Raw genomic sequence first — 23,246 nt, 5'->3', positions numbered from 1 at the left:
AAATCTTTTATTAATCTTTATTTAAAATGAATATAAAAGCACTGAACAGTCAGTCCACTGTCCAGTAAAAAACAAAAATAAAATTATACCGCAGCAAATTGCCCCATAAGCGCCCATTATAGCATAGCTGGGGCAATAAATGTACACGTTCAACATTATACAGAGAAAAAATAGGAATTGCAATACAGTGGTATACCTGCAAATTCACCGCTTTTTCTCTGACACTTTCGCTTTAAACTCTTTGGAAGTTTCCACCATGGGAACACCGAGTACAGGAAAAAGATCCGACTTTTCCAAAGGCCAGAAAGCTTCATCAGCAATCTTCAGGTCTTCCAGATGAGCGCAGATCACAGAAGCCGCTGCCGCCGTAATCTCTTTGGGTGTAGATTCCGTGCAGACCAGCAGGCAGCGTACTCCCAGCGTGACGACAGGGTTGTTCTGTTCCTTGTAAGTACCTGCCCCCATAAGCACCGGATGATAATATCCATAGCGCTCGAACATCGAGGCCAGCTGGGGGCCTTCCAAAGAGACAAGTCTGACTTTATGATCTGCCACATAAGGCTTCAGTTCCAGGCTGGGAAAGCCGGTAATGATAAAAGCGGCATCCAGCGTTCCAGCTTCCAACCCTTTTAAAATCTGATCTTCAGGAAGATACTGGATATCCACATCCTGATCAGTCAAGTGCCAGGCCTGCAGGACCTTACGTACAGTGACCTCAGAACCCGACCCCGGTGCATTCAGGGCAATCCGTTTTTTCTTTAAATCGGCCACACTGCGTATCGGAGAATCAAAAGGCACGATGAAATGGAGTGCTTCCAGGTGGAGGGACGCAATCTGCCGGATATCCTGGAACGGACGCCCCGCAAAGGGACCCTTTCCTGCAAAGGCAAGTTCGGCGACATCTTCCTGGGTCAGCGCCAGTTCCACTTTCTTTTGGTGCAGCAGCTCGACGTTGGCAATAGAACCATTCGATGATAACGTACCGTCTGCCGCATCCGGAAGTTCCTTTTTCAGGAGCTTATCGAGCTCGGATCCGATGCGGGCATAAACTCCCGGCACATTACCCGCGCCGATGCGAACCGACATCACAGCCGGCTTCTCATTTACGGGCTTCGGCGCCTTGGCTTCCTTGTGGCAGCCGGCACCCAGAAGAAGACAGCAGATGAGTGTTAAAATTGTAAAACTCTTTTTCATTTTATCTTACCCGAAACTGGGTTCAGCAATGTTTCAGCGTATCTTCCAGCGTTTTTTTCAGCCCCTCGGAAAGATTAGTAAACTGCCTGAATCCCAGCGTTTTATTCAAAGCTTCATTAGAAAGGACCGAGTCGCAGATATCGCCGTCCCGGACAGGACCATAATGAACGGCAAAGGGGTGGTCCGTGAGTTTTCTGAACAGTTCAATCAGCTCATTCAGGGACACACGCGTATTGGTAGCTACGTTCAGAACATGCACACCCGGTTCACCAATAGCCCTCACAATGACTTCCGCAATATCACCGGCATAGACAAAATCACGGGTCTGGCTCCCATCGCCAAAAACGGTTAGGTCCTCGCCCCTGGCAATCTTTTTGGCAAAGATGCTGATGACACCGCCTTCCCCACTCTCACCCTGGCGCTCGCCATACACGTTTGCAAAGCGCAGGATCATGCCATCCATAGAATATTCATGGCAGTAAAGACGAATGTACGACTCTGATACCGCCTTGGAAAGCCCGTAGAAGGAAAGCGGACGAACCGTTTCTTCTTCTTTAAGAGGAAGATGCGGATTGTCACCGTAGACGGCAGCACTGGATGAAAAAATAATCTGAGATACACCGCTCTTACGGCATCCTTCCAGGAGATTCAGAAGCCCCATGATGTTGATATCGGCATCTTCTTCCGGATGTTCCATAGAATACGGAACCTGAGTCTGAGCTGCCAGATGAATAACGCATTTAAAATGCTCCCTTGCAAGGAAAGAAGAAAGCTGCGGATCACGCACATCCATTTCTACAACCCGCATACCATCAGGGATATGGGCGCGGCAGCCGGAGACAAAAGAGTCAAGTACCGTCACGTCCGTAAATCCGTGGAGACGCAATTTCTCAAGGACATGGGAACCGATAAAGCCAGCTCCCCCGGTTACGAGGATTTTTCTCATTCGTCCGAATTCCTCCTTCGAATTTGCGTCAGAATATCAAGGCCAAAATACCGGATGGTGACGATAGCACCAATCGTAAACGGTATATACTCACAGAAAAAGCGCCACATGACGGCAATGACACCGGTTACGCCGGCAGGCAGCAGCGGATTGAACATCACAAGGAAACCGCCTTCAGCCACACCGGTACCACCCGGAGTCGGCGTAAAATAAAGCACCAGGTTGACCAGGCACATGCGGCCCATAATGATATGAAGCGGCACATCTGTAATCCCAAATGCGTGGATAAAGACAGGGACAACGCCATAAATACACAAAAGGCTGGCACCTGATTCAGCAAAAGCCCGCAGCACCTGTTTCGGATTCTTGCCCAAAAGGAAAAGGGCCTGCTGGAAATCCCGGTACCACAGAAACACGGCCTCCTGAACTTTGGGAGAAAATCTCCGGCAGAAGCGAATCAGCCATCTCTCAAAGCGCCCGGTGATGATGTAGAAAATGAGCAGCCCCGGGGCAAAAATCACAAAGAGACAGATGAGGGCAATCAGACTGGGCGGCATCCAGCTGACAAGGCCGGGATCAAAATAAAAGACAATCGGGACCGTCAAAAAGAGGAACAAAATTGACATGACCGTACGCACAATAATGATGAGCGTAGACTTGGCCACCGATACACCCGCCCGTTTCATGAACATGAGCTGGGCGACACCGCCGCCTCCCTGCCCCGGTGTCAGAAGGGCCAGGAAGTAGTTACTGAAAACCACGTTGAATACGTGCTTATAATCCATCTTCTCACCAGAAAGGTGGGTCAATGTGATAAGACGTGAAGCATCAAAAAAGAGCCCGACACTCAATATTCCCAGCGCCAGCAGACAATACTCCGGCTGGAAAGTTGTCAGGTACTTGAGCGCCCTTGTATCAAATGTAAAATAAATAACACCGGCAGATACGCAGATGACTACGAAAAAGAGAACCGCCAGCATCCTGAAGATTGTTTTTCTCATTATAGAAAGACCTGCCAATAGATTTATTGATAACTCGATAACTGAATCCGCAACTTATTTATTATACCATAGGAAAGTGCATCTAACAGAACATAATCCTAAATTGTTTTAAAAAATTACTAAATTCCCAACAAAATTCAAAAAATCATAAAGCCTGACAACTGCAAAATACACACTGCACCGTGCAGAATATTGAGTTAGAGCGCGCCGGCATTAGCAAAATGCATTTTCACAAAATGCGGCATTTTTTTCCGTCCCACTTTTTTCTCTAAGACGAGAGCCGTCTGCGTAGCCTGCGCTCCGCCCCCTTTGGGCAGTTCCATCCCTGCTTCCATGCCAAGCTGCTTCATAATACGGACAAATTCATCCCGCGCCAGAATAGAAGCGGCAGCAACTGCCATATCAGCTTCCGCCCTGGGCTGCTGACGTACTGTTAATCCGACAAACTGTGATGTCAGACGTTCAGTGATCTTATTATGGACAGCAAAACGGTCAACGAGAGCAAAATGACAAGAAGGCACATCCGTCAGCACTCCGGAAAGTGCCTGGACATGACCATTTGCCAAAAGTTGATTTAAATTACAGCCCCGCTCTTTGAACCATTGATAGCGCTTATTGTAGAGATCCGGAGGCAGAGCCAGTACCTTTACGGCGAGAGCCTGCTCCTTGATTTGCTTTGCCAGCCGACCGATTTGCGCATCTGTCAGTGCTTTACTATCCCGCACGCCAGCCTGGCGAAAAGCGGAAGCAATTTCCCGATTGACACAGACAGCCGCTACGACGAGTGGCCCGAAGAAGTCACCTTTCCCCGATTCATCACTGCCGGCCCAGACGCCGTCAAAACCCGGAATGTCATCGAGAAGGGAAACAGCAGAGACCAGCGGGCCGGAAGCCTCCCCCTGGGCCGCAGGCTTCTCCAGTGCTTCCTGCAGAGAGGCCCTGAAGGGCGTATCTTTTCCGCCCCAGGTCATGGTAAAGCCTTTCTTTCCATGGTACAGGTTTAACTTGGCATCCTGCCCCTTATCTTTAATCGTCAGCTGGACACCGTAATTAATAGCTTTCTCCGCAATTGGCTCTGCCGCCAGGGGCTGCAATTTTTCAATTGCTTCCTGCACCCAATTTTCAAAAGAAACATTTTTCTTTATATTTTGTGCCACACTGCACTCCTCATTCGTTTTCAGACGTTTTCGGCTGCCGCACGGTAAGGCTGCGAACAGCCACATTAATATCTCTTACTGGCATGGAAGTCATGCCTTCTACCTTAAATTTAATTTTTGTCTGGAGCTGCTTCACCGTGTCAAAGATTTCAGCCCCGAAAAACAGCACAAGATCCAGATAAATCGTCATTCCCTTGCTGGTATCGGCCGGACGGCGGACCTTAATAGAAGTAATCCGGTCAACGTTCTTATTCTTCTCCACGACAATACGTACAATATCGCTGACCACATAATCTGTCACAGAAATTTTGCCATAGTAGCTGAAAGAAGGACGGACAATGGATTTTTTCTGGATGTTCTTGTGCTTTTTATTGCGGCTGAACAAACGGTGCGGCAAATCCACCAACACACCCGAAAGATGCGGTTTCAATTCAATGGTAGGAACCGGGACAATATGCTTTCCCTCTTTGATTCGCAGCTCCCGGGCTCTTTTCATTTCCCGCGGAGTCGCAATATCCTGGATATGGACATACTCCGAAGGCTGCGGAATACCAAGCCGTTTACAGATCGTGACAGCCATTTTATCGGAGGTGCCGATGACAAGAAGATTTTCAATGTTGCTGCCCGCAAGGGCCTTCCTGACTTCTGCACAGTGTTTCTTATCCATGAAAATAGCACGCTTTACGGCCTGGACTTTATTTTGTTCTGTTTTTGCCGAAGTGCCGGCTAAAATTTTGGTTCCTTCAATCAAGAGGCCATCATCGATGATGCCGTCACAAAGGTGATCATGCGCCACACCGATAGCCCGGAAACTTTTGCCGGTACCGCTGGGTCCTGTAAATGCGATAACTTTCATAGTGCGCCTCAATTTGAATGTTTTTTATAGTCGATAATCCCTTTCACATCTTCGTAAAGAATCCGGAATTCACCCAAATGCATGGGAAAGCGTCCCGGATTGCCGTGCAGGTCACTGCCGCCGCTGGGGATAAGATGGTGCGCTTCGGCAACAGCTTTCCAGTCATGATGCGGATGTTCATTTAACGTGGAAGGATGCCAGACTTCCATCCCATCAAAAGCCGTTCCATTAAGAATTTCCTGCACAAGATCATAATTTTCCAATTCGGCAGGATGCGCAAGCACTGCGATACCGCCGGCATTATGAAGCAGAGCAACCGCTTCCTTTGGAGACATCTTGACCTGCCGCAGATAACATGGCTTTCCCGCGCCGATAAGCGTATCAAAAACTTCACTGACCGTCTTAAAGCAGCCCTTTTTGACGAGGAGCCGCGCAATGTGAGGACGGCCAAGGCTGCGGGACCCGGCTGCCTCCTTTACGACTTCAGGAAAAGAAATGGGATATCCGAAACTATGAATTTTCGAAACAATACGCTGCACTCTGTCCACCCGCTGACTGCGGTTCCAGGCAAGGGCCTGCATCAGATCCGGATCATCCGGAGCGAAATAATAGCCAAGGACATGAACATCTTTTCCTTTATAGTCCGTATCAATCTCCACGCCGCGAAGTACTTTCAGCGGAAGCTGATTTGTTTTTACATACCGCTCCGCCCGTTCGTAACCTCTGATATTATCATGATCGGTGATGGCAATAGCTGCCAATCCCGCATTTACCGCTTCCCTGACAACATCCTCAGGCGTATTGACACCGTCTGAAAATGTCGTATGGATGTGTAAATCAGCTAACATACTGACACTCCTCCCATAATATCTTATTTATTATAACATGAGGGCGCCGGTGTTTCACCCCCTTTAGGAAAAAGGGGGAAATAAATGACATCTCGTCGGGAGAGAGGCAATCTACTTTATAAATCCATACCCAGCAATGGCAGTAAAAAAGAACCTGCGGCATTTTATCTGTCACAGGTTCTTTGATAATCGATATGAAATTACTTCAAAAGTCCGGTCTCTCTCCAGGCAGCCTCAACCTTGGCTCGTTCCTCGTCCGTCATCGGGCACAGTGGCAGACGATACGGACCTGCATTGAACGGAGTCATTCTCGTAATGGCTTCCTTGATAGGAATCGGGTTGCTGACGATGAACATGGACTTTGCCTGAGGCACCATGATCTTGTTCAGTTCACGGGCGCGCTGAATATCGCCGCGTTCAAAGCTCTGCATCAGATCCTGCAGCAGTTCACCGCCGACGTTGCTCAGAACGGAAATCAGCCCGCAGGCGCCTACGGCAAAGAACGGAAGCGTCAGGCCGTCATCACCGCTGTAGATGGAGAAATCTTCAGGCAGCAGACGGTACAGTTCAGCCACCTGATCAACCTTACCGGAAGCTTCCTTAATGGCCACGATATTCTTGCAGTCATGGGCCAGTCTTGCTACGGTAGCCGGAAGAATATTGGAACCCGTTCTGCCCGGAACGTTATAAATGACGACAGGCAGGGACGTATTGTCAGCAACGGTCTTGAAATGACGGTAGAAACCTTCCTGGGAAGGCTTGTTATAGAAAGGACCCACCACAAGGACGCCGTCGGCGCCGACTTTTTCGGCAACCTTATTCATCCGGATGGTAGCTGCTGTATCATTGGAGCCGGTACCTACAATCACAGGAACACGATGGTTCAGTTTTTTGATGACAGCCGTGAACAGTTCTTCCTTTTCTTCCACGGTCATAGTCGGTGCTTCTCCCGAAGTTCCTGCCACCAAAATAGCGTCAGAACCATGATCGACAAGCCAGGAAGCAAAGTTCGCCGTACCTTCTGCGTTCAGAGAACCATCTTCGTTGAAGTGTGTTACCATAGCTGTAATCAGACGACCAAAATAAGGCTTGTTCATAATCTCTACTCCTCCTTAAGACTTAAATGCGTGATGAAGCGCATTCACTGCTTCTTTTACTTGTGAATCCTTGATGATAGCGGCAATCATGTTATCCGAGTCCGTAGTCTGAAGGATCTCAATATCTGCATCCGTTAAGGCGCTGACAAACCGGGCCATATAGCCGGGTACGCCGCCCATACGGGAACCGACGACAGTAACCTTGGCACAGTTTGGAATCAGTTTGTATGTGTAACCGGACGATTTCAGGATCTCTTCTGCCTTGGGAGCTGCCTCGGAGTAAACAGCAAACATCAGGGAGCCTGGCTGCATACTGAAGCTGCCGATGCTGACACCGCCGTCAGCCAGGGCTCTGAACAATCTGCTGCCGTTTGCTGATTCCCCGGATTTCAGGGAAACCTGGAAGAAAGCCAGATTCATCATATTGGCTACACCGCTGGCGTGATTGCTCTCTACGTCATCCTGCTCTTCAATCGTTTCAATCTGGTCATCAGCGGTAATCAGTGTCCCCGGTGCATCAGAGAAGGTACTCTTTACGACCATGGGAACGCCGTAGCGCATGACGATTTCAACCGCTCTCGGATGAATGACTTTAGCACCCTGGTGAGCCATCTCGCGAATTTCATCGTAAGAAATATGTTTGATGATCTGGGCATCGGAAACAATGCGCGGATCAGCTGTCATGATGCCGTCTACATCCGTATAGATTTCGACTCTATCAGCGCCGACGGCCACGCCGAAGGCTGCAGCCGACGTATCGCTGCCGCCGCGGCCCAGTGTGGTGATATTGAGGTTATCATCAGTTACGCCCTGGAAACCGCAGATGACAGGAATTACGCCCTGAGATACGAGGTCTTTCAAATGTTTTGCCTTGACCGTTTTGATGCGGGCATTGCCGTAACGGCTGTCCGTAATCATACCAGCCTGACCGCCTGTCAGGGCCCGGGCATTGAGCCCGGCCTTCTGCAGGGTAGCGGCCATAACGGTCGAAGAAATGATTTCCCCGCAGGCCATCATCAAATCCAGTTCATGCACATCAGGTGATTCATTGACAGATTTCAGCATATCGATGAGCGTATCCGTTGCATACGGGTCACCCCTCCGCCCCATGGCAGATACAACTACGATAGGGGCATACCCATTATCGATAGCTTCCTTTACTTTCTTTAAAACAAGCTGGCGCGTTTGCGGAGTGGCAACAGAAGTACCGCCAAACTTTTGTACAATAATATTCATCGAAAATGCCCCTCCTTATCAGAGCCAACCGTTCTTAACCATCGTTTCCGCAATTTGCAGCGTGTTCAGTGCGGCGCCCTTGCGGATCTGGTCGCCTACACACCAGAAGTTGAAGCTGTTCGGTGCGGATTCATCGCGTCTCAGACGGCCTACATATACATCATTCAGACCGGAAGTATAAAGCGGCATCGGGTAAATCTGCTGAGAAGGATCATCCTGCAGAACAACACCCGGGAAGCTGCTCAATGCTTTGCGGATATCTTCCAGCTGTACATCATGTTCCAGTTCCACGTTCACAGATTCACTGTGGCTTCTGTAGACAGGAACACGAACCGTCGTAGCCGTAATTCTCATATCATAATCGGAGAAAATCTTCTTCGTTTCATTGACCATCTTCATTTCTTCCTTGGTATAAAGGTTATCCAGGAAGATATCAATCTGCGGTACCAGGTTCAGAGCCAGCGGGAAGTGCTTTTCAGCTTTGGCCATCGGGAAAATCTTGGCAGTCATTTCTTCACCGGCAGCGGCTTGTTTAATCTGGTTTTCCAGTTCATCCAAACCATCCTTGCCGGCCCCGGAGGCTGCCTGATAGGTGGAAACGATGATTCTCTTGATACGGGCCAGATCGTAAATCGGTTTCAGCGCCATTACCATAATGATTGTGGAGCAGTTCGGATTGGCGATGATACCTTTATGTTTCGTAATATCCTGCGGGTTAACTTCAGGAACAATCAGGGGAACTTCCGGATCCATGCGGTACGTGCTGGAGTTATCGATGACAACAGCACCGGCCTTGACGGCAATCGGAGCGAAGGTCTTGCTGATGGAACCACCGGCAAACAAAGCTACATCAACCCCGTTAAAGGAGTTGGCCGTTGCTTCTTCAACTTTATAGGTTTTGCCGCGGACGGTAAGTTCCGTACCTGCCGTGCGGGAAGAAGCCAAGAGTTTCAGATTTTTGAACGGAAAGTCTCTTTCGTTCAACAGGTTGATAAATTCATGACCAACGGCACCCGTTGCACCCAGAATCGCAAGATTGTATTCCTTCATTTTTGTTTTCTCCCTTCAAGTCTTCTAAATAATCTTTATAAAATAGCGTCAAGTCCGTAAACCAGACCTTTGCGTTTCACCATGGTCCGGCAGCCGAGCATAACGCCGGGCATATAGCAGTCACGGTTAATGGAATCGTTCCGGATTGTCAGTGTTTCACCTGTACTCCCGAAAATGATTTCTTCGGAAGCTACGAAACCGGGAAGACGTACCGAGTGGATCCTCATGCCCTGGAAATCGTTCCCTCTTACATGCGGCAGTTTTTCCACTTCATCGGGGCGGCCCTGAGCAATATATCCTCCGCCGCGGGCTTCAGCCATTTTCTGTGCTGTCAGAATTGCGGTTCCGGAAGGTGCATCCAGTTTCTGGTCGTGATGAAGCTCGATGATTTCAGCTTTCGGAAAATATTTTGCTACTTCCGCGGCAATTTTCATCATGAGTACAGCGCCCATGGCAAAGTTCGGGCAAATCAGGCAGCCCACATTATTTTTTTCAGCCAGAGCTTTCAGTTCATCAAGATTTTCCTGCGTAAATCCTGTAGTCCCCACCACAGCATTGACTTTAGCGTTCAGTACAGTCCGCAGGCAGTCCATGACGACATCCGGCCTTGTGAAATCTACAACTACATCCGGATGGTGAGCAGCAATAGCTTCGGCCAGGTTACTTTCAACAACAACCCCCGCCACGGGTTTTCCGGCGCCGTGATCATTAACGGCAGCGACCAATTCCATATCATCCTGCTCAACTACGGTTCTTGCTACAGTGGAACCCATCTTTCCAAGAGCTCCGTTGACGAGTACTTTGATCATAAGATTCATCCCTTTTCCAGACTAGCAAAAAAAATCGATCATTGAGAACCATCCCAATGACCGTAAGAACCGACCCAATGTAACGGGCACACATCATTCTACTTCACATGATAGCTCTCCACCAATTCTGGCGACAGTCCAACAGCTGTTAACCGTTGGCCCAGCGCCTCTCCGTACCCGGATCAGCACTTCGGCGGTCGCTCCTTTCATCCCCTTCTACGGTGTCCCTCCGGAGATTACTTTTAGGTCCCGCGCCTCTATCTCTTGTTAAGTTATGTGTACAGTATAGAAAATTTGATTCAATATGTCAATGCTATTCCGAAAATTTAGCATAATTTTTCACGATTTAAGGGCAACTCTAAGATTTGCCATCAGATTCGTGAACAAATCTGTTAAATCCGATACAAAACGTCTGGCATAGATGGACGCACTGATTCCGCTTCTTTCTGCAAAGATAGAAATCAGCTCTTTCCAGGAATGACCCTCATAGGCCTGAAGTGCTTCGAGAAGTCCCTGCGGCGTCGCCCCGTAGTAGTCATTGGGCTGAGCGAGGTAAGCATCCGCCACGTGTGCACAGAAAAGACGGTACTCATCATCCGTGAGATTGGTCCCTGTCTGGTGCAGTGCCATCCGGATCAGATAAACCTTGAGATAGAGATATTCGCGCAGTGCCTGCTCCCGGTCATCAGGAAACAGTTTAAACCATTCGATAATTTTATATCCCCCGGCATCTCCAATGGTATTGACCAGGGAAATCATCTTTTGTTCATCCATAATTAATCACCCTCATTTTGAAGTACTGCCGAAGCCGCCGCTCCTATCGGCCTTGGGAGCCTTATCGTCGTCATCGGCCAGCAAATAGGAATAGAAAATCCCTTGAGCGGCCCTTTCCCCTTTTTTGAGGACGATATCCTCATCCGTATCGTTGGCAAGAGCCAGCATAATATGTCCTTCATTGTCAGGATTGTTATAGTAATCGGCATCCACGATACCTTCGTTGTTTAAAAGACGCAAGTGGCGTTTGATGGCCATACTGGAACGAATATGGATGCCGAGATATTCATTACCCTGCATGTACGCCTTGACACCCGTAGGAACCATGGTCTGCCCATGGGCCGGAATCACAGCGTCATCAGGCAGATAGATATCATACCCGGCAGAAGCCTTCGTCTGGCGGCGCGGCATCGGAAATTCCTTATCTTTATAGGCTGAAATTTTTTCAAATCCTCTTACTTTCGTCATTATTTATAGTCGTTCCTTTCTGATTCTTTTTGTCTTTGACGCCGGTCTGATTCATTTTGTCTTTAGAATCAGCCTTATCCTTTTTGTCTTCAGTGCCATCGCTGTCTTTCTTTTCTTGAGTGACAGGTGCCGTATTCTGCTCTTTCAGCTTTTTTTCGAGCACAGATACGTAAGTGGACTGAGGAATGGTCTGGAACTCTTCCTCCAGTGACTTTTTCACCAGCCTTTTTCCTTTTTTTGAAAAGAGTTCCACCTTTTCCACGCGGTAGGTGTCATCTTCCGTATTAAGTGATAAAATAAGCTCGCAGCTGGAAGCTGAATCCCCTTCTTTCAGCTTCTTGCCAAAATGTTCATTCAAGAGCCGGATAAAAGGCTCATCTTTAAAGACAGCTTTTGTCCGCACCTTATAGACCTGCGGGGCCTCCGGCTTTTTGAGCGTCTTTTCCACAGACTCCCTGCTGACATAATAGATACCCGCTTTATTTTCCTGTACAAGGTCCCAGGCGGTATCATCCTTGGCAAAGCAGCGGGAAGCGCCGCAAAGAGCAAGCAGTGACAGCGTCAGGCCCAGAATTTGCTTCTTCATAAACTTCCTCGTTCTTTCTCCGGAAAAATCAATGATGCTCTCCTCATATTACCCAATCGGGAATAGATAGTCAAATATTTTTACGTCCCCGAATCGGGACTTAATTGGAAAAGACCCTCCTGCATAGAAAGGAAATCCGATGTTTCAATTCACGCTTCCCGGTCATGCCGCACCCATCAGGCTGAAGACACTGCTTAAGCAGTATGGGATTTCTGACCGCTACTGGAAAAAACTGAAAATGTCAGGCACCATAAGAGTAAATGGTCTCGCTCAGGATAGAGACTGTATGCTTGGCCCCGGAGACCGGGTAGAGTGGGATTTCCTGCCGGAAACGTCAGCACTGCTCCCGGAAGAAACCGCTGTGTCTGTCCTGTATGAAGACAACGTACTGCTTGCCGTGGCAAAGCCTGCCGGACTCCTCACCCATAACCCAGGAAAAGAAAGAATCAGTGCCCTCTCCCGCCGTGTAGCCTGGTATTACCGGCAAAAAGAGATTGCTGCAGCCGTGCACCCCGTTTCCCGGTTGGATAAGGAAACATCAGGCCTTGTTCTCTTCGCGAAAAATGCCTGTATCCACCACATGATGACAAACCGCCCGCTCACAAAAGTCTATCTTGGTTTAACGGAAGGCAGATGGGATGTGAAAGCAGGAATCATGGACGGCCCCATCGCGAGAAAACCAGGCTCCATCATCGAACGCATGGTTGACTATGAAAAAGGCCGGCCGGCAGAAACAAAATACGAAGTACTGGCAGAAGGGAATGGTATCTCGCTGGTCCGTTTTGTGCTGAGTACCGGAAGAACACACCAAATCCGTGTGCACTGCGCGGCCGCAGGGCATCCGCTGATGGGAGACAGCCTGTACGGCAGACCGCAGCCCCAGCAGCGTCATCTGCTGCACGCCTACGCCCTTTCCTTTGTTCATCCGCTGACCGGAAAGCCCATCACCATCAAAGCACCGCTGCCGGACGATATGAAGGAAGTCATGAGAAAAGCGCTGCCTGCTGATAAGATCCGCAAATATATATAAATTCCATTTGCGCATAAAACAGGACGGCCGTATCCGGCTGGTTACGTAAAAAGGCTGTGAAGAAACGAGCATTCATTTCTTCACAGCCTTTTGCTGTTAACTACTTGTGAGAAGCCGCAGCCCCATCAGAAAGACTTAAGCGCGGCCGGAGCAGTTCAATACGTCACGGATCTTATGTTTTACCATCGCTTTGATGGCTTCACGGCCCTTGCCGAGGTAGGAACGCGGATCGAAGTCTTCCGGATGTTCATACATATATTTACGAATCGAAGCCGTCATGGCAAGTCTCAGGTCCGTATCGATATTGATCTTGCAAATACCCATAGTGCCTGCTTTTCTCAGCATGTCTTCAGGGCAGCCCTGTGCGCCGTCCAGCTTGCCGCCATACTTATTGCATTCTTCCACAAATTCAGGAATAACCGTGGAAGCGCCATGCAGAACCAGCGGGAATCCCGGCAGCAGGTTGGAAATCTTTTCAATGCGAGGGAAATCCAGTTCCGGTTTGCCTTTGAACTTATAGGCGCCATGGCTCGTACCCACAGCAATGGCAAGGGAGTCAACGCCGGTACGTTCTACGAACTCAACAGCCTGGTCCGGATCCGTATAGGTCGCATCCTTGGTGTTCACCTTGACTGCATCTTCGACGCCGGCCAGTTTACCAAGTTCAGCTTCTACGACTACACCCTTATTGTGGGCATAATCAACTACCCGTTTCGTCACTTCAATATTGTCTTCAAACGGCAGCTTGGAGCCGTCGATCATAACGGACGTAAAACCACCATCTACACAAGCTTTGCAGATGTCAAAATCAGCACCATGATCCAGATGGAGACAAATCGGAAGATCGGTGTCTTCCAAAGCTGCCTGTACCAGATGAATCAGATAGTTATGCTTAGCGTATTTCCGGGCACCGGCAGAAACCTGGAGAATCAGCGGAGCATTTTCTTCTTTGGCGGCATCGACAATGCCCTGCACAATTTCCATGTTGTTAACATTGAATGCACCGACAGCATAATGACCTTCATAAGCTTTTTTGAACATTTCAGTTGAAGTAACTAATGGCATTTTACATCCTCCTAGCTCTTTCTAGATAATTTCATTATACCATAATTGCACGCCGGATTACAGAAAATGTACAGGCGCAAGTCAATCCATCCAGCTGCGTCCCTGACAGGCTGCAAACCTGTAATCACTCACCGCATCTGTCCTCCCGGGGCAGCCGCCGAAAGAAGAGCCGGATGAGGTACGACGCCAGCAAAAAGGAACAGATATCGGCAAGCGGCTGGCAGACAACAAGACCATAGAGTCCAAAAATACGCGGAAGCGTCAATACAAGAGGAATTAAAAACAATCCGCTGCGTCCTGCCGCAATCATGACAGCGCCCCGCGTATTACGCGTTACCTGAAGCGTCATATTGCTGATAATGATGAGACTCGCTGTCATAAAGGTAAGACACTGGGCGCGCAGGGCAAGCACGCCAATCTGAATGACCAGAGGATCATCCCGGAAAAGGCGCAAAATGAAATCAGCATTCAAAAAGCCGAATAGTGAAGCAAGGAAACTGAGAATAATATTGATTTTCAGGCCAAAACGGAAGCCATTCCGCAGCCGGATGTATTTTCCAGCGCCGTAGCAGAAGCCGCAGACCGGCTGAAAGCCCTGACCGATACCGATGACGACGGAAGTCCCGATAAACATCAGACGCGTCACGATGGACATTGCGGCAATGGCAGCATCACCAAAAGCACCGGCTGAGACATTAAGGCAAATCGTAGAAAAACTATTGAGTCCCTGCCGGAAAAGAGAAGGAATACCACCGGCCACGATTTCCTTAAACAAATTCACAGAGGGATGCATATTCCGGATCCGAATCGGGATATTCCCGCCCTGACGCGCCATGGCAAGAAGGATACAAAGACTGACACACTGGCTGAGCACTGTAGCGAGAGCGGCTCCGGCAACGCCCATGCCAAAGGAAAAAATAAAAAGCGGGTCCAGAAAGACGTTTAAAACGCCGCCCGACATGATGCCGATCATGCCGAAGGCGGAACTGCCCTGGAAACGCAGCTGATTATTCATAAGAAAAGAACAAAGCACGACGGGAGCGCCATGGACAATAATGGAAAGATAAGCGATGGCATGAGGAAGAATCGTCGGTGTAGAACCGGTAATCCGGGCAATTTCAGGTGCAAAAATGCGGCCCAGCACAAGGAGAACACACCCGATGGTAAAAGCATACAAAAAACTTGTAGAAGCCATAATTTCCGCATGTTCACGGCGGGAAGCGCCCAGCTCCCTGGACATATAGGTGCCGGAGCCCTGGCCGAAGAAGAATCCTACGGCCTGCAGAATCGACATCGTGGCAAAGGTAATCCCTACAGCCGCCGTGGAACTCGTATCCAATTTACTGACAAAAAAGGTATCCGCTGTATTATAAAAGCTGGTCGTCAGCATACTGATGACAGAAGGTACGGCCAGTTTGACAATCAGGCGATCCAGGGGAGCTTCCAGCATTTCATGCAATTTTTTTGCTTCTTTTTCTTTTTGATTCAAGTCCTTCCCCCTCCTTTACACCCAGTTTTCCCCTATTCTAGCACAAAGAATCGAAAATAGAGCCGTTTACTTTTTACGCTTTTGAAAAAAGAACAACCTCCATTATCACCACCCTCAGACTACTATATAGATACTCTTTTTCGTGAGGAAAAGCCAGTGGGCACGTCCGCTGCTCTTTACAAACTAAGCTCAGATGACGTATACTTTCAACGGACAGAAAAATAAAATCTAAAATGAGATTAGCTATCATCTCACATCAAAACTGGGTTGCGATGCAAGATGCAGGAAAATAATTAGACAGGCTCTGCCGGAAACAGCTGACATGGATAAGACCTTTCAACTTTGTTTTCGCCGCCTGTACCAGACCGCATCTGCATGTCAGATGCGTTTTTTTATGTTAGGAGGAACTATGGAAACCCGTGTCGCACTTATTGGAATTATTGTGGAAGATCCCGAGGCTGCCGAAAAAGTAAACGCTATCCTGCATGAATACGGCCGCTGGATTATCGGTCGGATGGGGCTTCCCTACCGGGAACGCAAAATCCACATTATCAGTGTCGTAATGGATGCGCCCCAGGATACAATCAGTCAGGCATCCGGCAAAATCGGCCGTCTGGAAGGGGTAACGGCCAAGATTGCCTATGCTAAAATGCCGGAAGCTCATGCGTAAACAACTTTTTCCGCTGATTCCCTTTGTCATCCTGCTGTTAGCCTGGCAGGCCGCTGTCGCTTCGGGAAGGTGGAGTACGTACATCCTTCCCCCGCCGGAACAAGTGCTTGCAACGGCGCAGCGTATGCTCGCCTCAGGAGAACTCCTGAAGCACACTATCATCAGCCTGCGGCGCGTGTTCTGGGGCTTCGTATGGGCCTTCGGACTGGCATCGATTTTTTCCATTGCATCGCTGCTGGTTCCGGTACTGAAAAAACTGGACAGAGGATTATTTTCGGTACTGCAGCATATCCCGCCCCTCTCTTTGATTCCGCTTTTGATTCTCTGGTTTGGCATCGGCGAAACGCCAAAGACAATTATTATCGTCCTGGCTACTTTTTTCCCTATCTATCTCAACATGGAAGAAAGTATCCGGCGCTGCGATCCGAAGCTGCTGGAACTGGGAAAGATGCTTGGCATGACGCGGCTGGAACAGCTCTGGAAGATTCGTGTTCCTTCTGCGCTTCCCTACATTTTAACAGGTGTCAAAGTAGGTATGGGCTACAGCCTGCGCGCCATCATCGGTGCTGAAATGATTGCCGCCGACAGCGGCCTCGGTTTTTTGATTCTCGATGCTCAGACAATGAGCCGAAGCGATAAGGTCATTATCGGAATCCTTGCTATCGGTGCGCTGGGATTTCTGATTGACGGAATTTTCTCCTTTCTGACCTGGTATCTCCTTCCTTATGAAAGGAGGCACGCCTGATGGCAGATTTAGTGATTCGAGACCTTTCCAAATCCTACGGCGAAAATGCTGAAAGACATACAGTGCTCTCTCATCTTTCGCACGAGTTTTCGCTGGATGCCTGTACTGTTATTTTGGGGAAAAGCGGCTGCGGAAAAACGACGCTGCTTCGCCTGATGGCAGGACTGGAAACACCCGATGAGGGAACCATCTACTGGCCGCCCGAGCATTCCTTTGGCATGATGTTTCAGGAGGCGCGGCTTATGCCCTGGCTGACCTGCCGGCAGAATGTAGCCCTGGGAAAACGGGAAGCAAGCGGCGGACGCAGCATTGATGAACTGCTGAAACTGGTACATCTGACGGATGCGGCAGACCGTTACCCGCATGAACTTTCGGGCGGCATGCAGCAGCGGACAGCTCTCGCAAGAACGCTCGCCATGAATCGGCGGGTCATCCTGATGGATGAACCCTTTGCGGCTCTTGATTATTTTACGCGCCTCCGCCTGCAGCAGGAACTGATGGACATGAAAAACCAGCTGCATCTGGGACTGATTCTTGTAACTCATAACGTAGAAGAAGCGCTGAACCTCGCCGATACAATTCTTGTTTTGGAAAACGGAAATTTTACATTTGAAGAAGAAGTACCAGCGGGTGAAACCAAGCGGGACTTACTCTCTCCTGAATTCATTTTGTTGAAACGGCGTCTGCTCGACGCGCTGCAGACAGATGATTCATATAAAAAGTAAAACGGGAAAGGATGACAAAGATGAACAAAAAGCTAAAAAAACGAGTATTAGGGGTCATTGGAGTATTCGCTGCAGCGTTAATGCTGACTGCGTGCGGCGGTAAACAAGAAACCAAAAAGGAAGCTGCCCCCAAGGTTGAAAAGGTAAGCATCACCTATGTACAGGCACCGCTGAACGTTCCTTCTATTGTAGAAAAAGCGAACCAAAGCTTTGAGAAAAAATTCAAGGAAAAAGGCGTTACTGCTGAATATTCCACTATTACTTCCGGCGCCGATCAGACTGCTGCCCTGGCTTCCGGCGACATTCAGTTCCTGAACTGTGTAGGCGGTTCTTCTGTGCTGCTTTCCGCAGCTAACGGAGCCGATATCAAAATCATCAGCTTATATTCCCAGGCTCCAAAAGCCTTTAAACTTTTCTCCAAAGATCCTTCTATTAAATCTGCGCAGGATTTGAAAGGTAAAACGATTGCCGGTCCGAAAGGAACCATCCTGCATGAGTTACTGGCAGCTTACCTCCAGAAGGCCGGTATGAGCATGAATGATGTAAAATTCGTTTCCATGGGACTGCCCAATGCCCGCGCCGCTCTTGAAAATGGTTCTGCCGACTGCGCATTGCTCGCAGGTCCGCTTGCCTACCAGAGCGAACAAAAAGGGCTCCATGTAGTTACAACGGGTGAAAGTCTGGTATCCGGGCTCACCGTCACGGCAACGAGCGGTAAATTCCTGAAAGAACACAAAGACCTGGTTGATACGTTCCTCGCTGTTCAAAAAGAAACCCTGGCTTACATGAAAGATCATGAGAAAGAAGCCCTGGAAGCTACCATGAAAGCAACGGAACTTGATGAAAAAGCCGTTCGCTCCATGTACGGTCTGTATAATTTCAGCATGGACATCACACCGGAAGCCATTGAATCCCTCAAAAAGACCCAGGACTTCCTCGTCTCTTCCAAGATGATGGAAAATAAAGTAGACGTAGACAGCTTATTCGTAAAGTAATTTGCCGGTGATGACTTAAAATTATAAAAGCAATGAAATGATGACAAAACAGGGGCTGTGAAATATGCGAGTGCATTATTTCACAGCCCCTGTTACACCGGTCGCTGGCCGCTGGACGCGGGTCGCCCGTAGAAGAAAAATTGCCAGGGCATTTTTCTACGAACTTAGAAAAATAAAACCTAAAATTTGGGTTAGCTGCTAAATTTTAGGTTTTTATTTTGCTCAAAAAAGTCTTACTACACTGCTGCAGACGAGGCTAAATGACATAGGCCAAAAGCCAAAAGCGCCTTTTTATCCTCTAGCAGCCACAGCTATCAGCTTACTGCTATCTGCTAACTGCTACCTGCCTATTGTTTCACCTTACAACCTGCCTGCGCTAGCGTACTAACCACTTGCCACTGACCACTAACCACATTTCTAAAACCAAAATCCCCGGAGGAGGAAACGGAACCTCAAGCCAGCTCCGCTTCCTTCCCCGGGGATTCTATTTCTTACTGCTCAGCGTGGCTCAACGAGCAGTTTGATGGCAGTCCTTTCTTCTCCATCAATCGTGATGTCAATAAACGCAGGTACACAAACGAGATCCATTCCATGAGGAGCAACAAACCCCCGCGCAATGGCAACAGCCTTTACTGCCTGGTTTAAGGCACCAGCACCAATTGCCTGGATCTCAGCTTTACCTTTTTCTCTCAATACGCCAGCTAAGGCACCTGCTACAGAGTTTGGATTGGATTTAGTAGATACTTTTAGTACATCCATTTTTTGTCCCCCCATTAAATGAATCGAAAGATGAGATAGCATAGAATTAAATTAAGCATATTATAACACAAAAATAAAAATTTACTAGTTTTTTTTTGTAAATTGTTTGTTTTAAATTATAAACTAGTGTAATTGTCCTTGCTCAGCATATAAGCATAGAGAATTGCTAAGGTTTTAGAATCATAAATTTCCTGATTCATGACCATTCTCTTTACCTGTTCTTCCGGAAATGCCTTGACATCAATAAACTCGTCGTCATCAGGATGCTGCGGTCCTCTTTCAAGCCCGGAAGCTGCATAAAGATGAATGGTCTCATTGGTAAATCCAGGCGTCGTGACAATACTTGTAAGATACATCCAGTTCCGGGCCGTGTATCCAGTTTCTTCCGAAAGCTCACGTTTAGCGCATTCCAGATGATCTTCATCTTTTTCCAATTTGCCCGCCGGCACTTCATAAATCACGGAATTGATGGGATAACGGAACTGCCGCACAAAGATCATATCCCCATTCGGAAGAATCGGAAGCACAGCGACAGCACCCTGATGCAGGATATATTCACGCGTGGTCTCATGCCCATTCGGCAGAGATACCGTGTCTTTAAATACATGCAGCAGCCGACCGCTGAAGATATTTTCAGAACTTACCTTTTTTTCATCCAAACGCTTATCATGCATGATTTTCAGCATGCAGGGTCACTCCTTCATTTTATTTTTGTAACTTGCCGCCATGGCAAGCAGTTCACGAGCGTTGGTACGAGCCGATTCCGACACCTGCGTCCCGCTTGTCATGCGCATCAATTCTTCCACTTGACCTTCCGTATCCAGGACTTTTACACTGCTGACCGTACTGCCGTCCTTAGCGGCCTTGGAAATATAGAGATGACGATCCGCAAAGCAGGCAATCTGGGGCAGATGGGTCACACACAAGACTTGCCGTCTGGCAGAAATCAGGGCAATTTTTTCAGCCATTTTCTGCGCAGTAACGCCGCCCACACCGGTATCGATTTCATCAAAAATCATAGTGGGCACACCAAATTTTTCGAGCAGCACAGTCTTAACAGCCAGGGCAAAACGGGATAATTCGCCGCCGGAAGCAATTTTCCCGAGCGGCTGCGGTTTCATGCCAAGGTTTGCAGAAAAGAGGAACGTCGCTTCGTCCTGTCCATTCCTTCCACACTGAGGCAGCTTGGAAAAAGCGATTTCCACTTTGCCTTCCGGCATGGCAAGATCATGGATATGCGGAAGCATGGCTTTGCAAAAAGCCTCTGCTCCTTTTTTGCGCAGCGCTGTGAGTGCCGCAGCCTTTTCCAGCATAATCTTCTTCGCGGCTTCTGTCTCTTTAGCCCACTTTTCAATCGTTTCGGAAAGTTTTTCGAGGCTTTCGTACTCTTCTCTTGCCTTTTCAGCATAGGATAATACAGCTTCCAAGGTGCCGCCATATTTCTGCTTCAGATGATACAGCAGATCAAGGCGGCTCTGTGCCTCGTTCAGGGCCTCCGAAACATCCTCATCAGAGGCAAGCCGGTCGGCCACGTTCTGCCTGACATCTTCCAGCGTCTGCCAGGCAGAATCGAGGGATTCACTGAGCGGAGCCAGTGTTTCATCAAGGGATGACACCTGATCGATTGCCTTACGGGCTTCTGTAACTCCGTCAAGGACGCCGCCCTCCTCCCCTTCCAGAAGGGTATGGGCTGTACTGAGGGCCTGCATAATCTTGTCGTGGTAAGACAGCTTCTTCACGGTATCCCGCAGCTCACTGTCTTCACCGATTTTGATCTGTGCCTCTTCTATTTCATTGATATCGGCTTCCAGGCGGGCCAGGTCATCTCCCTGATGGAGATGCTTTCCCTGCCAATACTGAAGCTCTTTGGATGTCTCCTGATATGCATTGTAGGCTTCTCGATAGGAAGCAAGGGCCGGCGCAAGCTCCTTGATATAATGGTCAAGAATCGTGAGCGGGGCCTCCGGACGCAGAAGGAACTGATTTTCATGCTGCCCATGAATATCGACCAAAAGGCTCCCCAGTCTGGAGAGAACTTTGAGCGGGACCTGACGGTCGTTGACAAAAGCCTGGCTTTTACCAGATGCAGCAACGCGGCGGCGCAGGAACAAAAGATCATCTTCCCCGTCAAGGGCAAGGTCTTTTAACGCAGCCTCTGCCTGCGGAGCATCGCTGAGGTCAAAGATGGCCTGGATATCATAGGAATCCGCTCCGTCCCGTAAATATACAGCGGACGCACGGCCGCCCAGGACGATGCCAAGGGCATCAATCAAAATGGACTTGCCGGCGCCCGTTTCACCTGTAAATACGTTAAACCCATCGGAAAATTCCACCCGCAGCCGATCGATCAAGGCAAAATGATGGATTTCCAGTGAAGTAAGCATGGCGTTTCCACCTTAGCCTTTCTTCTGCAAAATTCTGGTTTTGACCTGTTCGATATGATCCCGGTTATCAACAACAATCAGGATGGTATCATCCCCTGCTACCGTACCGAGGACCTCACTCCAGCTCAGATGATCCAGGGCATAAGCAACAGCCGGTGCCATCCCCGGAAGGGTATGAAGCACAATGAGATTTTCGGAGGTATTGAGAGTCAGCGTATAGCTGCGCAGCATATCTCTCAGCCGCTCCGGCGTAATCATCTGATTCTGTTCGGTCGGAAAACAATACTTGTAGCGCCCGTCCTCATCAGGGATCTTGATTAGGAACATGTCCTTGATATCACGGGAAACCGTGGCCTGAGTCACATTAAATCCAGCTTTTTTCAGAGCTTCGGCCAGGTCGCTCTGCGTTTCAATCGTCTGGGTTTTGATAATTTGTTTAATAGCTTCCTGTCTTGATAATTTCATAGGGCACCTCTAAATAATGGTCTGACCTTCGTTACGCAGCATCCGGTATTGCCACGTTGCATAATAGGACAGAGGCCGGATTCTGGCAAAAAGGGCATCAAAGGGACATTTCTCAATGACTACTTTCTGCTTTTCATCTAATCCGGAAACGGTCATGCCGTCAGCGGAAATAATGATTTTTTCAAAGGGAGGATAAGGTTCCACCTCAATATTGTCCGACATAGGAATGACTATCGGCCGCGCGTGAAGCGCGTGCGGACAAATCGGCGTAATGATAGTGGCATCCAGACAGGGATGCACGACCGGACCTCCGGCCGAAAGCGAATAAGCCGTCGAGCCGGTAGCTGTCGCGATAATCAGCCCATCCGAAGGAAAATTGGCGGTCGGTTCTCCGCCGATACGCAGCTTGAGCCGCGTCAGACGGGAACGGTCCGCGCTTTCCAGTACCATATCATTCAGAGCATGAGCTTTCTTGATGATACGTCCCTTATCAAAGAGTGTCAGCTGCAGCATGCTGCGGCGTTCAATGGTATACTGACGGTCCCTCAGTTCCCGAAGCGTTGACTTGAGATCCGGCAGGGAGGCTTCCGTAAGAAAGCCCAGCTTTCCCAGGTTCACACCAATAAGCGGAATCCCGGCCGGTGTTACATAATGGGCCGCCCGCAGAATGGTACCGTCACCGCCAAGGGTCAGTGCGACATCAAGAAGCTTAAGAGACTCGATATCTTCCTGATCATAAGCAGGAAGCTCATAGCTTGCCGCAATCTCTTTTGGAAAAACGATATGGACATGTTCACGCCTGCAGTACTCCGCCAGAGCGGGAAGAATTTCCCTTACGAGGCGTTTCTGCAGGTTTGGAAAAATGCCGATACGGACCTCTTCCATGCAATCTCCCCC

At 48.9% G+C, this 23,246-nt stretch carries 25 protein-coding genes and 1 riboswitch; of the genes, 5 read left to right on the top strand and 20 right to left on the bottom strand.

Annotated elements, in window-relative coordinates:
• Window positions 1-204 precede the first annotated feature (204 nt).
• The 13 genes from LKE33_09145 to LKE33_09085 form a co-directional block, all read right to left on the bottom strand.
• The gene (locus LKE33_09145) at window positions 205-1,194 is read right to left on the bottom strand and encodes a TAXI family TRAP transporter solute-binding subunit (GenBank protein ID MCH3951080.1); all 990 of its coding nucleotides are present in this window, start codon (window positions 1,192-1,194) and stop codon (window positions 205-207) included.
• Window positions 1,195-1,216: 22 nt separating this feature from the next.
• On the bottom strand, window positions 1,217-2,140 hold the full coding sequence (locus LKE33_09140; protein ID MCH3951079.1) for an NAD-dependent epimerase/dehydratase family protein: 924 nt from the start codon (window positions 2,138-2,140) through the stop codon (window positions 1,217-1,219).
• Window positions 2,137-3,141 (bottom strand): flippase-like domain-containing protein, encoded by a 1,005-nt coding sequence (locus LKE33_09135; protein ID MCH3951078.1) that lies wholly within the window; start codon window positions 3,139-3,141, stop codon window positions 2,137-2,139. Before LKE33_09135 ends, LKE33_09140 begins: the two co-directional genes overlap by 4 nt.
• Before the next feature lie 197 nt (window positions 3,142-3,338).
• Entirely contained in the window at window positions 3,339-4,298 is a 960-nt protein-coding gene (locus tag LKE33_09130; GenBank protein ID MCH3951077.1) for a ribonuclease HIII, read from the bottom strand.
• A 10-nt stretch (window positions 4,299-4,308) separates the two neighbouring features.
• A complete protein-coding gene (locus LKE33_09125; protein MCH3951076.1) occupies window positions 4,309-5,154 on the bottom strand; it encodes an Asp23/Gls24 family envelope stress response protein in 846 nt (281 codons plus the stop codon).
• A gap of 8 nt (window positions 5,155-5,162) precedes the next feature.
• Window positions 5,163-6,002 (bottom strand): PHP domain-containing protein, encoded by an 840-nt coding sequence (locus LKE33_09120; protein ID MCH3951075.1) that lies wholly within the window; start codon window positions 6,000-6,002, stop codon window positions 5,163-5,165.
• A gap of 200 nt (window positions 6,003-6,202) precedes the next feature.
• Window positions 6,203-7,099 (bottom strand): 4-hydroxy-tetrahydrodipicolinate synthase, encoded by an 897-nt coding sequence (gene dapA, locus LKE33_09115; GenBank protein MCH3951074.1) that lies wholly within the window; start codon window positions 7,097-7,099, stop codon window positions 6,203-6,205.
• A gap of 15 nt (window positions 7,100-7,114) precedes the next feature.
• On the bottom strand, window positions 7,115-8,335 hold the full coding sequence (gene dapG, locus LKE33_09110) for an aspartate kinase (protein MCH3951073.1): 1,221 nt from the start codon (window positions 8,333-8,335) through the stop codon (window positions 7,115-7,117).
• Between the two features lie 18 nt (window positions 8,336-8,353).
• Window positions 8,354-9,385 carry an aspartate-semialdehyde dehydrogenase gene (locus tag LKE33_09105; GenBank protein MCH3951072.1) on the bottom strand — a complete coding sequence of 344 codons (1,032 nt, stop codon included), beginning with the start codon at window positions 9,383-9,385 and terminating at the stop codon, window positions 8,354-8,356.
• A 35-nt stretch (window positions 9,386-9,420) separates the two neighbouring features.
• Window positions 9,421-10,194, bottom strand: coding sequence for a 4-hydroxy-tetrahydrodipicolinate reductase (dapB, locus tag LKE33_09100; protein MCH3951071.1), 774 nt, complete (start codon window positions 10,192-10,194; stop codon window positions 9,421-9,423).
• Between the two features lie 103 nt (window positions 10,195-10,297).
• Window positions 10,298-10,462: riboswitch (Lysine riboswitch) on the bottom strand.
• Between the two features lie 71 nt (window positions 10,463-10,533).
• Window positions 10,534-10,968, bottom strand: a complete 435-nt coding sequence (locus LKE33_09095; protein ID MCH3951070.1) for a hypothetical protein — start codon at window positions 10,966-10,968, stop codon at window positions 10,534-10,536.
• Window positions 10,969-10,980: 12 nt separating this feature from the next.
• A complete protein-coding gene (locus LKE33_09090) occupies window positions 10,981-11,436 on the bottom strand; it encodes a dUTP diphosphatase (GenBank protein ID MCH3951069.1) in 456 nt (151 codons plus the stop codon).
• Window positions 11,414-12,022, bottom strand: coding sequence for a hypothetical protein (locus tag LKE33_09085; protein ID MCH3951068.1), 609 nt, complete (start codon window positions 12,020-12,022; stop codon window positions 11,414-11,416). Before LKE33_09085 ends, LKE33_09090 begins: the two co-directional genes overlap by 23 nt.
• A gap of 139 nt (window positions 12,023-12,161) precedes the next feature.
• Between LKE33_09085 and LKE33_09080 the strand changes: the two genes are divergently transcribed.
• On the top strand, window positions 12,162-13,052 hold the full coding sequence (locus tag LKE33_09080) for an RluA family pseudouridine synthase (protein MCH3951067.1): 891 nt from the start codon (window positions 12,162-12,164) through the stop codon (window positions 13,050-13,052).
• A 135-nt stretch (window positions 13,053-13,187) separates the two neighbouring features.
• Here LKE33_09080 and fba read toward each other — a convergent pair whose 3' ends face one another.
• Window positions 13,188-14,117 carry a class II fructose-1,6-bisphosphate aldolase gene (fba, locus tag LKE33_09075; protein MCH3951066.1) on the bottom strand — a complete coding sequence of 310 codons (930 nt, stop codon included), beginning with the start codon at window positions 14,115-14,117 and terminating at the stop codon, window positions 13,188-13,190.
• Between the two features lie 124 nt (window positions 14,118-14,241).
• Window positions 14,242-15,606: an MATE family efflux transporter gene (locus LKE33_09070; protein MCH3951065.1), complete on the bottom strand. Its 1,365-nt coding sequence runs from the start codon at window positions 15,604-15,606 to the stop codon at window positions 14,242-14,244.
• Between the two features lie 409 nt (window positions 15,607-16,015).
• Here LKE33_09070 and LKE33_09065 point away from each other — a divergent pair, with 409 nt between their 5' ends.
• The 4 genes from LKE33_09065 to LKE33_09050 are packed head-to-tail and all read left to right on the top strand — an operon-like array spanning window position 16,016 to window position 18,741.
• Entirely contained in the window at window positions 16,016-16,276 is a 261-nt protein-coding gene (locus tag LKE33_09065) for an iron-only hydrogenase system regulator (protein MCH3951064.1), read from the top strand.
• Window positions 16,269-17,021: an ABC transporter permease gene (locus LKE33_09060; protein MCH3951063.1), complete on the top strand. Its 753-nt coding sequence runs from the start codon at window positions 16,269-16,271 to the stop codon at window positions 17,019-17,021. Before LKE33_09065 ends, LKE33_09060 begins: the two co-directional genes overlap by 8 nt.
• Entirely contained in the window at window positions 17,021-17,746 is a 726-nt protein-coding gene (locus tag LKE33_09055) for an ABC transporter ATP-binding protein (protein ID MCH3951062.1), read from the top strand. Before LKE33_09060 ends, LKE33_09055 begins: the two co-directional genes overlap by 1 nt.
• A gap of 20 nt (window positions 17,747-17,766) precedes the next feature.
• A complete protein-coding gene (locus LKE33_09050; GenBank protein MCH3951061.1) occupies window positions 17,767-18,741 on the top strand; it encodes an NrtA/SsuA/CpmA family ABC transporter substrate-binding protein in 975 nt (324 codons plus the stop codon).
• Window positions 18,742-19,239: 498 nt separating this feature from the next.
• Here the strand turns inward: LKE33_09050 and LKE33_09045 are convergent, their stop codons facing one another.
• From LKE33_09045 to LKE33_09025, 5 genes are all read right to left on the bottom strand, one after another.
• A complete protein-coding gene (locus LKE33_09045) occupies window positions 19,240-19,500 on the bottom strand; it encodes a stage V sporulation protein S (GenBank protein MCH3951060.1) in 261 nt (86 codons plus the stop codon).
• 116 nt (window positions 19,501-19,616) lie between these two features.
• The gene (locus LKE33_09040; protein ID MCH3951059.1) at window positions 19,617-20,186 is read right to left on the bottom strand and encodes an NUDIX hydrolase; all 570 of its coding nucleotides are present in this window, start codon (window positions 20,184-20,186) and stop codon (window positions 19,617-19,619) included.
• A 6-nt stretch (window positions 20,187-20,192) separates the two neighbouring features.
• On the bottom strand, window positions 20,193-21,884 hold the full coding sequence (recN, locus tag LKE33_09035; protein MCH3951058.1) for a DNA repair protein RecN: 1,692 nt from the start codon (window positions 21,882-21,884) through the stop codon (window positions 20,193-20,195).
• A gap of 12 nt (window positions 21,885-21,896) precedes the next feature.
• Window positions 21,897-22,349, bottom strand: a complete 453-nt coding sequence (gene argR, locus LKE33_09030) for an arginine repressor (GenBank protein ID MCH3951057.1) — start codon at window positions 22,347-22,349, stop codon at window positions 21,897-21,899.
• Between the two features lie 9 nt (window positions 22,350-22,358).
• Window positions 22,359-23,234, bottom strand: a complete 876-nt coding sequence (locus LKE33_09025; protein ID MCH3951056.1) for an NAD(+)/NADH kinase — start codon at window positions 23,232-23,234, stop codon at window positions 22,359-22,361.
• Between the last annotated feature and the right edge of the window lie 12 nt (window positions 23,235-23,246).

It is taken from the genome of Acidaminococcus sp. (assembly GCA_022482815.1).
Lineage (GTDB): Bacteria > Bacillota > Negativicutes > Acidaminococcales > Acidaminococcaceae > Acidaminococcus.
This window is presented reverse-complemented; position numbering and strand designations above follow the sequence as displayed.

What these genes read in the sequence shown, in the direction of transcription:
- LKE33_09145 (MCH3951080.1), bottom strand. Translation starts at nt 1,194, where the DNA reads ATGAAAAAGAGTTTTACAATTTTAACACTCATCTGCTGTCTTCTTCTG.
- LKE33_09140 (MCH3951079.1), bottom strand. Translation starts at nt 2,140, where the DNA reads ATGAGAAAAATCCTCGTAACCGGGGGAGCTGGCTTTATCGGTTCCCAT.
- LKE33_09135 (MCH3951078.1), bottom strand. Translation starts at nt 3,141, where the DNA reads ATGAGAAAAACAATCTTCAGGATGCTGGCGGTTCTCTTTTTCGTAGTC.
- LKE33_09125 (MCH3951076.1), bottom strand. Translation starts at nt 5,154, where the DNA reads ATGAAAGTTATCGCATTTACAGGACCCAGCGGTACCGGCAAAAGTTTC.
- LKE33_09120 (MCH3951075.1), bottom strand. Translation starts at nt 6,002, where the DNA reads ATGTTAGCTGATTTACACATCCATACGACATTTTCAGACGGTGTCAAT.
- dapA (MCH3951074.1), bottom strand. Translation starts at nt 7,099, where the DNA reads ATGAACAAGCCTTATTTTGGTCGTCTGATTACAGCTATGGTAACACAC.
- dapG (MCH3951073.1), bottom strand. Translation starts at nt 8,335, where the DNA reads ATGAATATTATTGTACAAAAGTTTGGCGGTACTTCTGTTGCCACTCCG.
- LKE33_09105 (MCH3951072.1), bottom strand. Translation starts at nt 9,385, where the DNA reads ATGAAGGAATACAATCTTGCGATTCTGGGTGCAACGGGTGCCGTTGGT.
- dapB (MCH3951071.1), bottom strand. Translation starts at nt 10,194, where the DNA reads ATGATCAAAGTACTCGTCAACGGAGCTCTTGGAAAGATGGGTTCCACT.
- LKE33_09095 (MCH3951070.1), bottom strand. Translation starts at nt 10,968, where the DNA reads ATGGATGAACAAAAGATGATTTCCCTGGTCAATACCATTGGAGATGCC.
- LKE33_09090 (MCH3951069.1), bottom strand. Translation starts at nt 11,436, where the DNA reads ATGACGAAAGTAAGAGGATTTGAAAAAATTTCAGCCTATAAAGATAAG.
- LKE33_09085 (MCH3951068.1), bottom strand. Translation starts at nt 12,022, where the DNA reads ATGAAGAAGCAAATTCTGGGCCTGACGCTGTCACTGCTTGCTCTTTGC.
- LKE33_09080 (MCH3951067.1), top strand. Translation starts at nt 12,162, where the DNA reads ATGTTTCAATTCACGCTTCCCGGTCATGCCGCACCCATCAGGCTGAAG.
- fba (MCH3951066.1), bottom strand. Translation starts at nt 14,117, where the DNA reads ATGCCATTAGTTACTTCAACTGAAATGTTCAAAAAAGCTTATGAAGGT.
- LKE33_09065 (MCH3951064.1), top strand. Translation starts at nt 16,016, where the DNA reads ATGGAAACCCGTGTCGCACTTATTGGAATTATTGTGGAAGATCCCGAG.
- LKE33_09060 (MCH3951063.1), top strand. Translation starts at nt 16,269, where the DNA reads ATGCGTAAACAACTTTTTCCGCTGATTCCCTTTGTCATCCTGCTGTTA.
- LKE33_09055 (MCH3951062.1), top strand. Translation starts at nt 17,021, where the DNA reads ATGGCAGATTTAGTGATTCGAGACCTTTCCAAATCCTACGGCGAAAAT.
- LKE33_09050 (MCH3951061.1), top strand. Translation starts at nt 17,767, where the DNA reads ATGAACAAAAAGCTAAAAAAACGAGTATTAGGGGTCATTGGAGTATTC.
- LKE33_09045 (MCH3951060.1), bottom strand. Translation starts at nt 19,500, where the DNA reads ATGGATGTACTAAAAGTATCTACTAAATCCAATCCAAACTCTGTAGCA.
- LKE33_09040 (MCH3951059.1), bottom strand. Translation starts at nt 20,186, where the DNA reads ATGCTGAAAATCATGCATGATAAGCGTTTGGATGAAAAAAAGGTAAGT.
- recN (MCH3951058.1), bottom strand. Translation starts at nt 21,884, where the DNA reads ATGCTTACTTCACTGGAAATCCATCATTTTGCCTTGATCGATCGGCTG.
- argR (MCH3951057.1), bottom strand. Translation starts at nt 22,349, where the DNA reads ATGAAATTATCAAGACAGGAAGCTATTAAACAAATTATCAAAACCCAG.
- LKE33_09025 (MCH3951056.1), bottom strand. Translation starts at nt 23,234, where the DNA reads ATGGAAGAGGTCCGTATCGGCATTTTTCCAAACCTGCAGAAACGCCTC.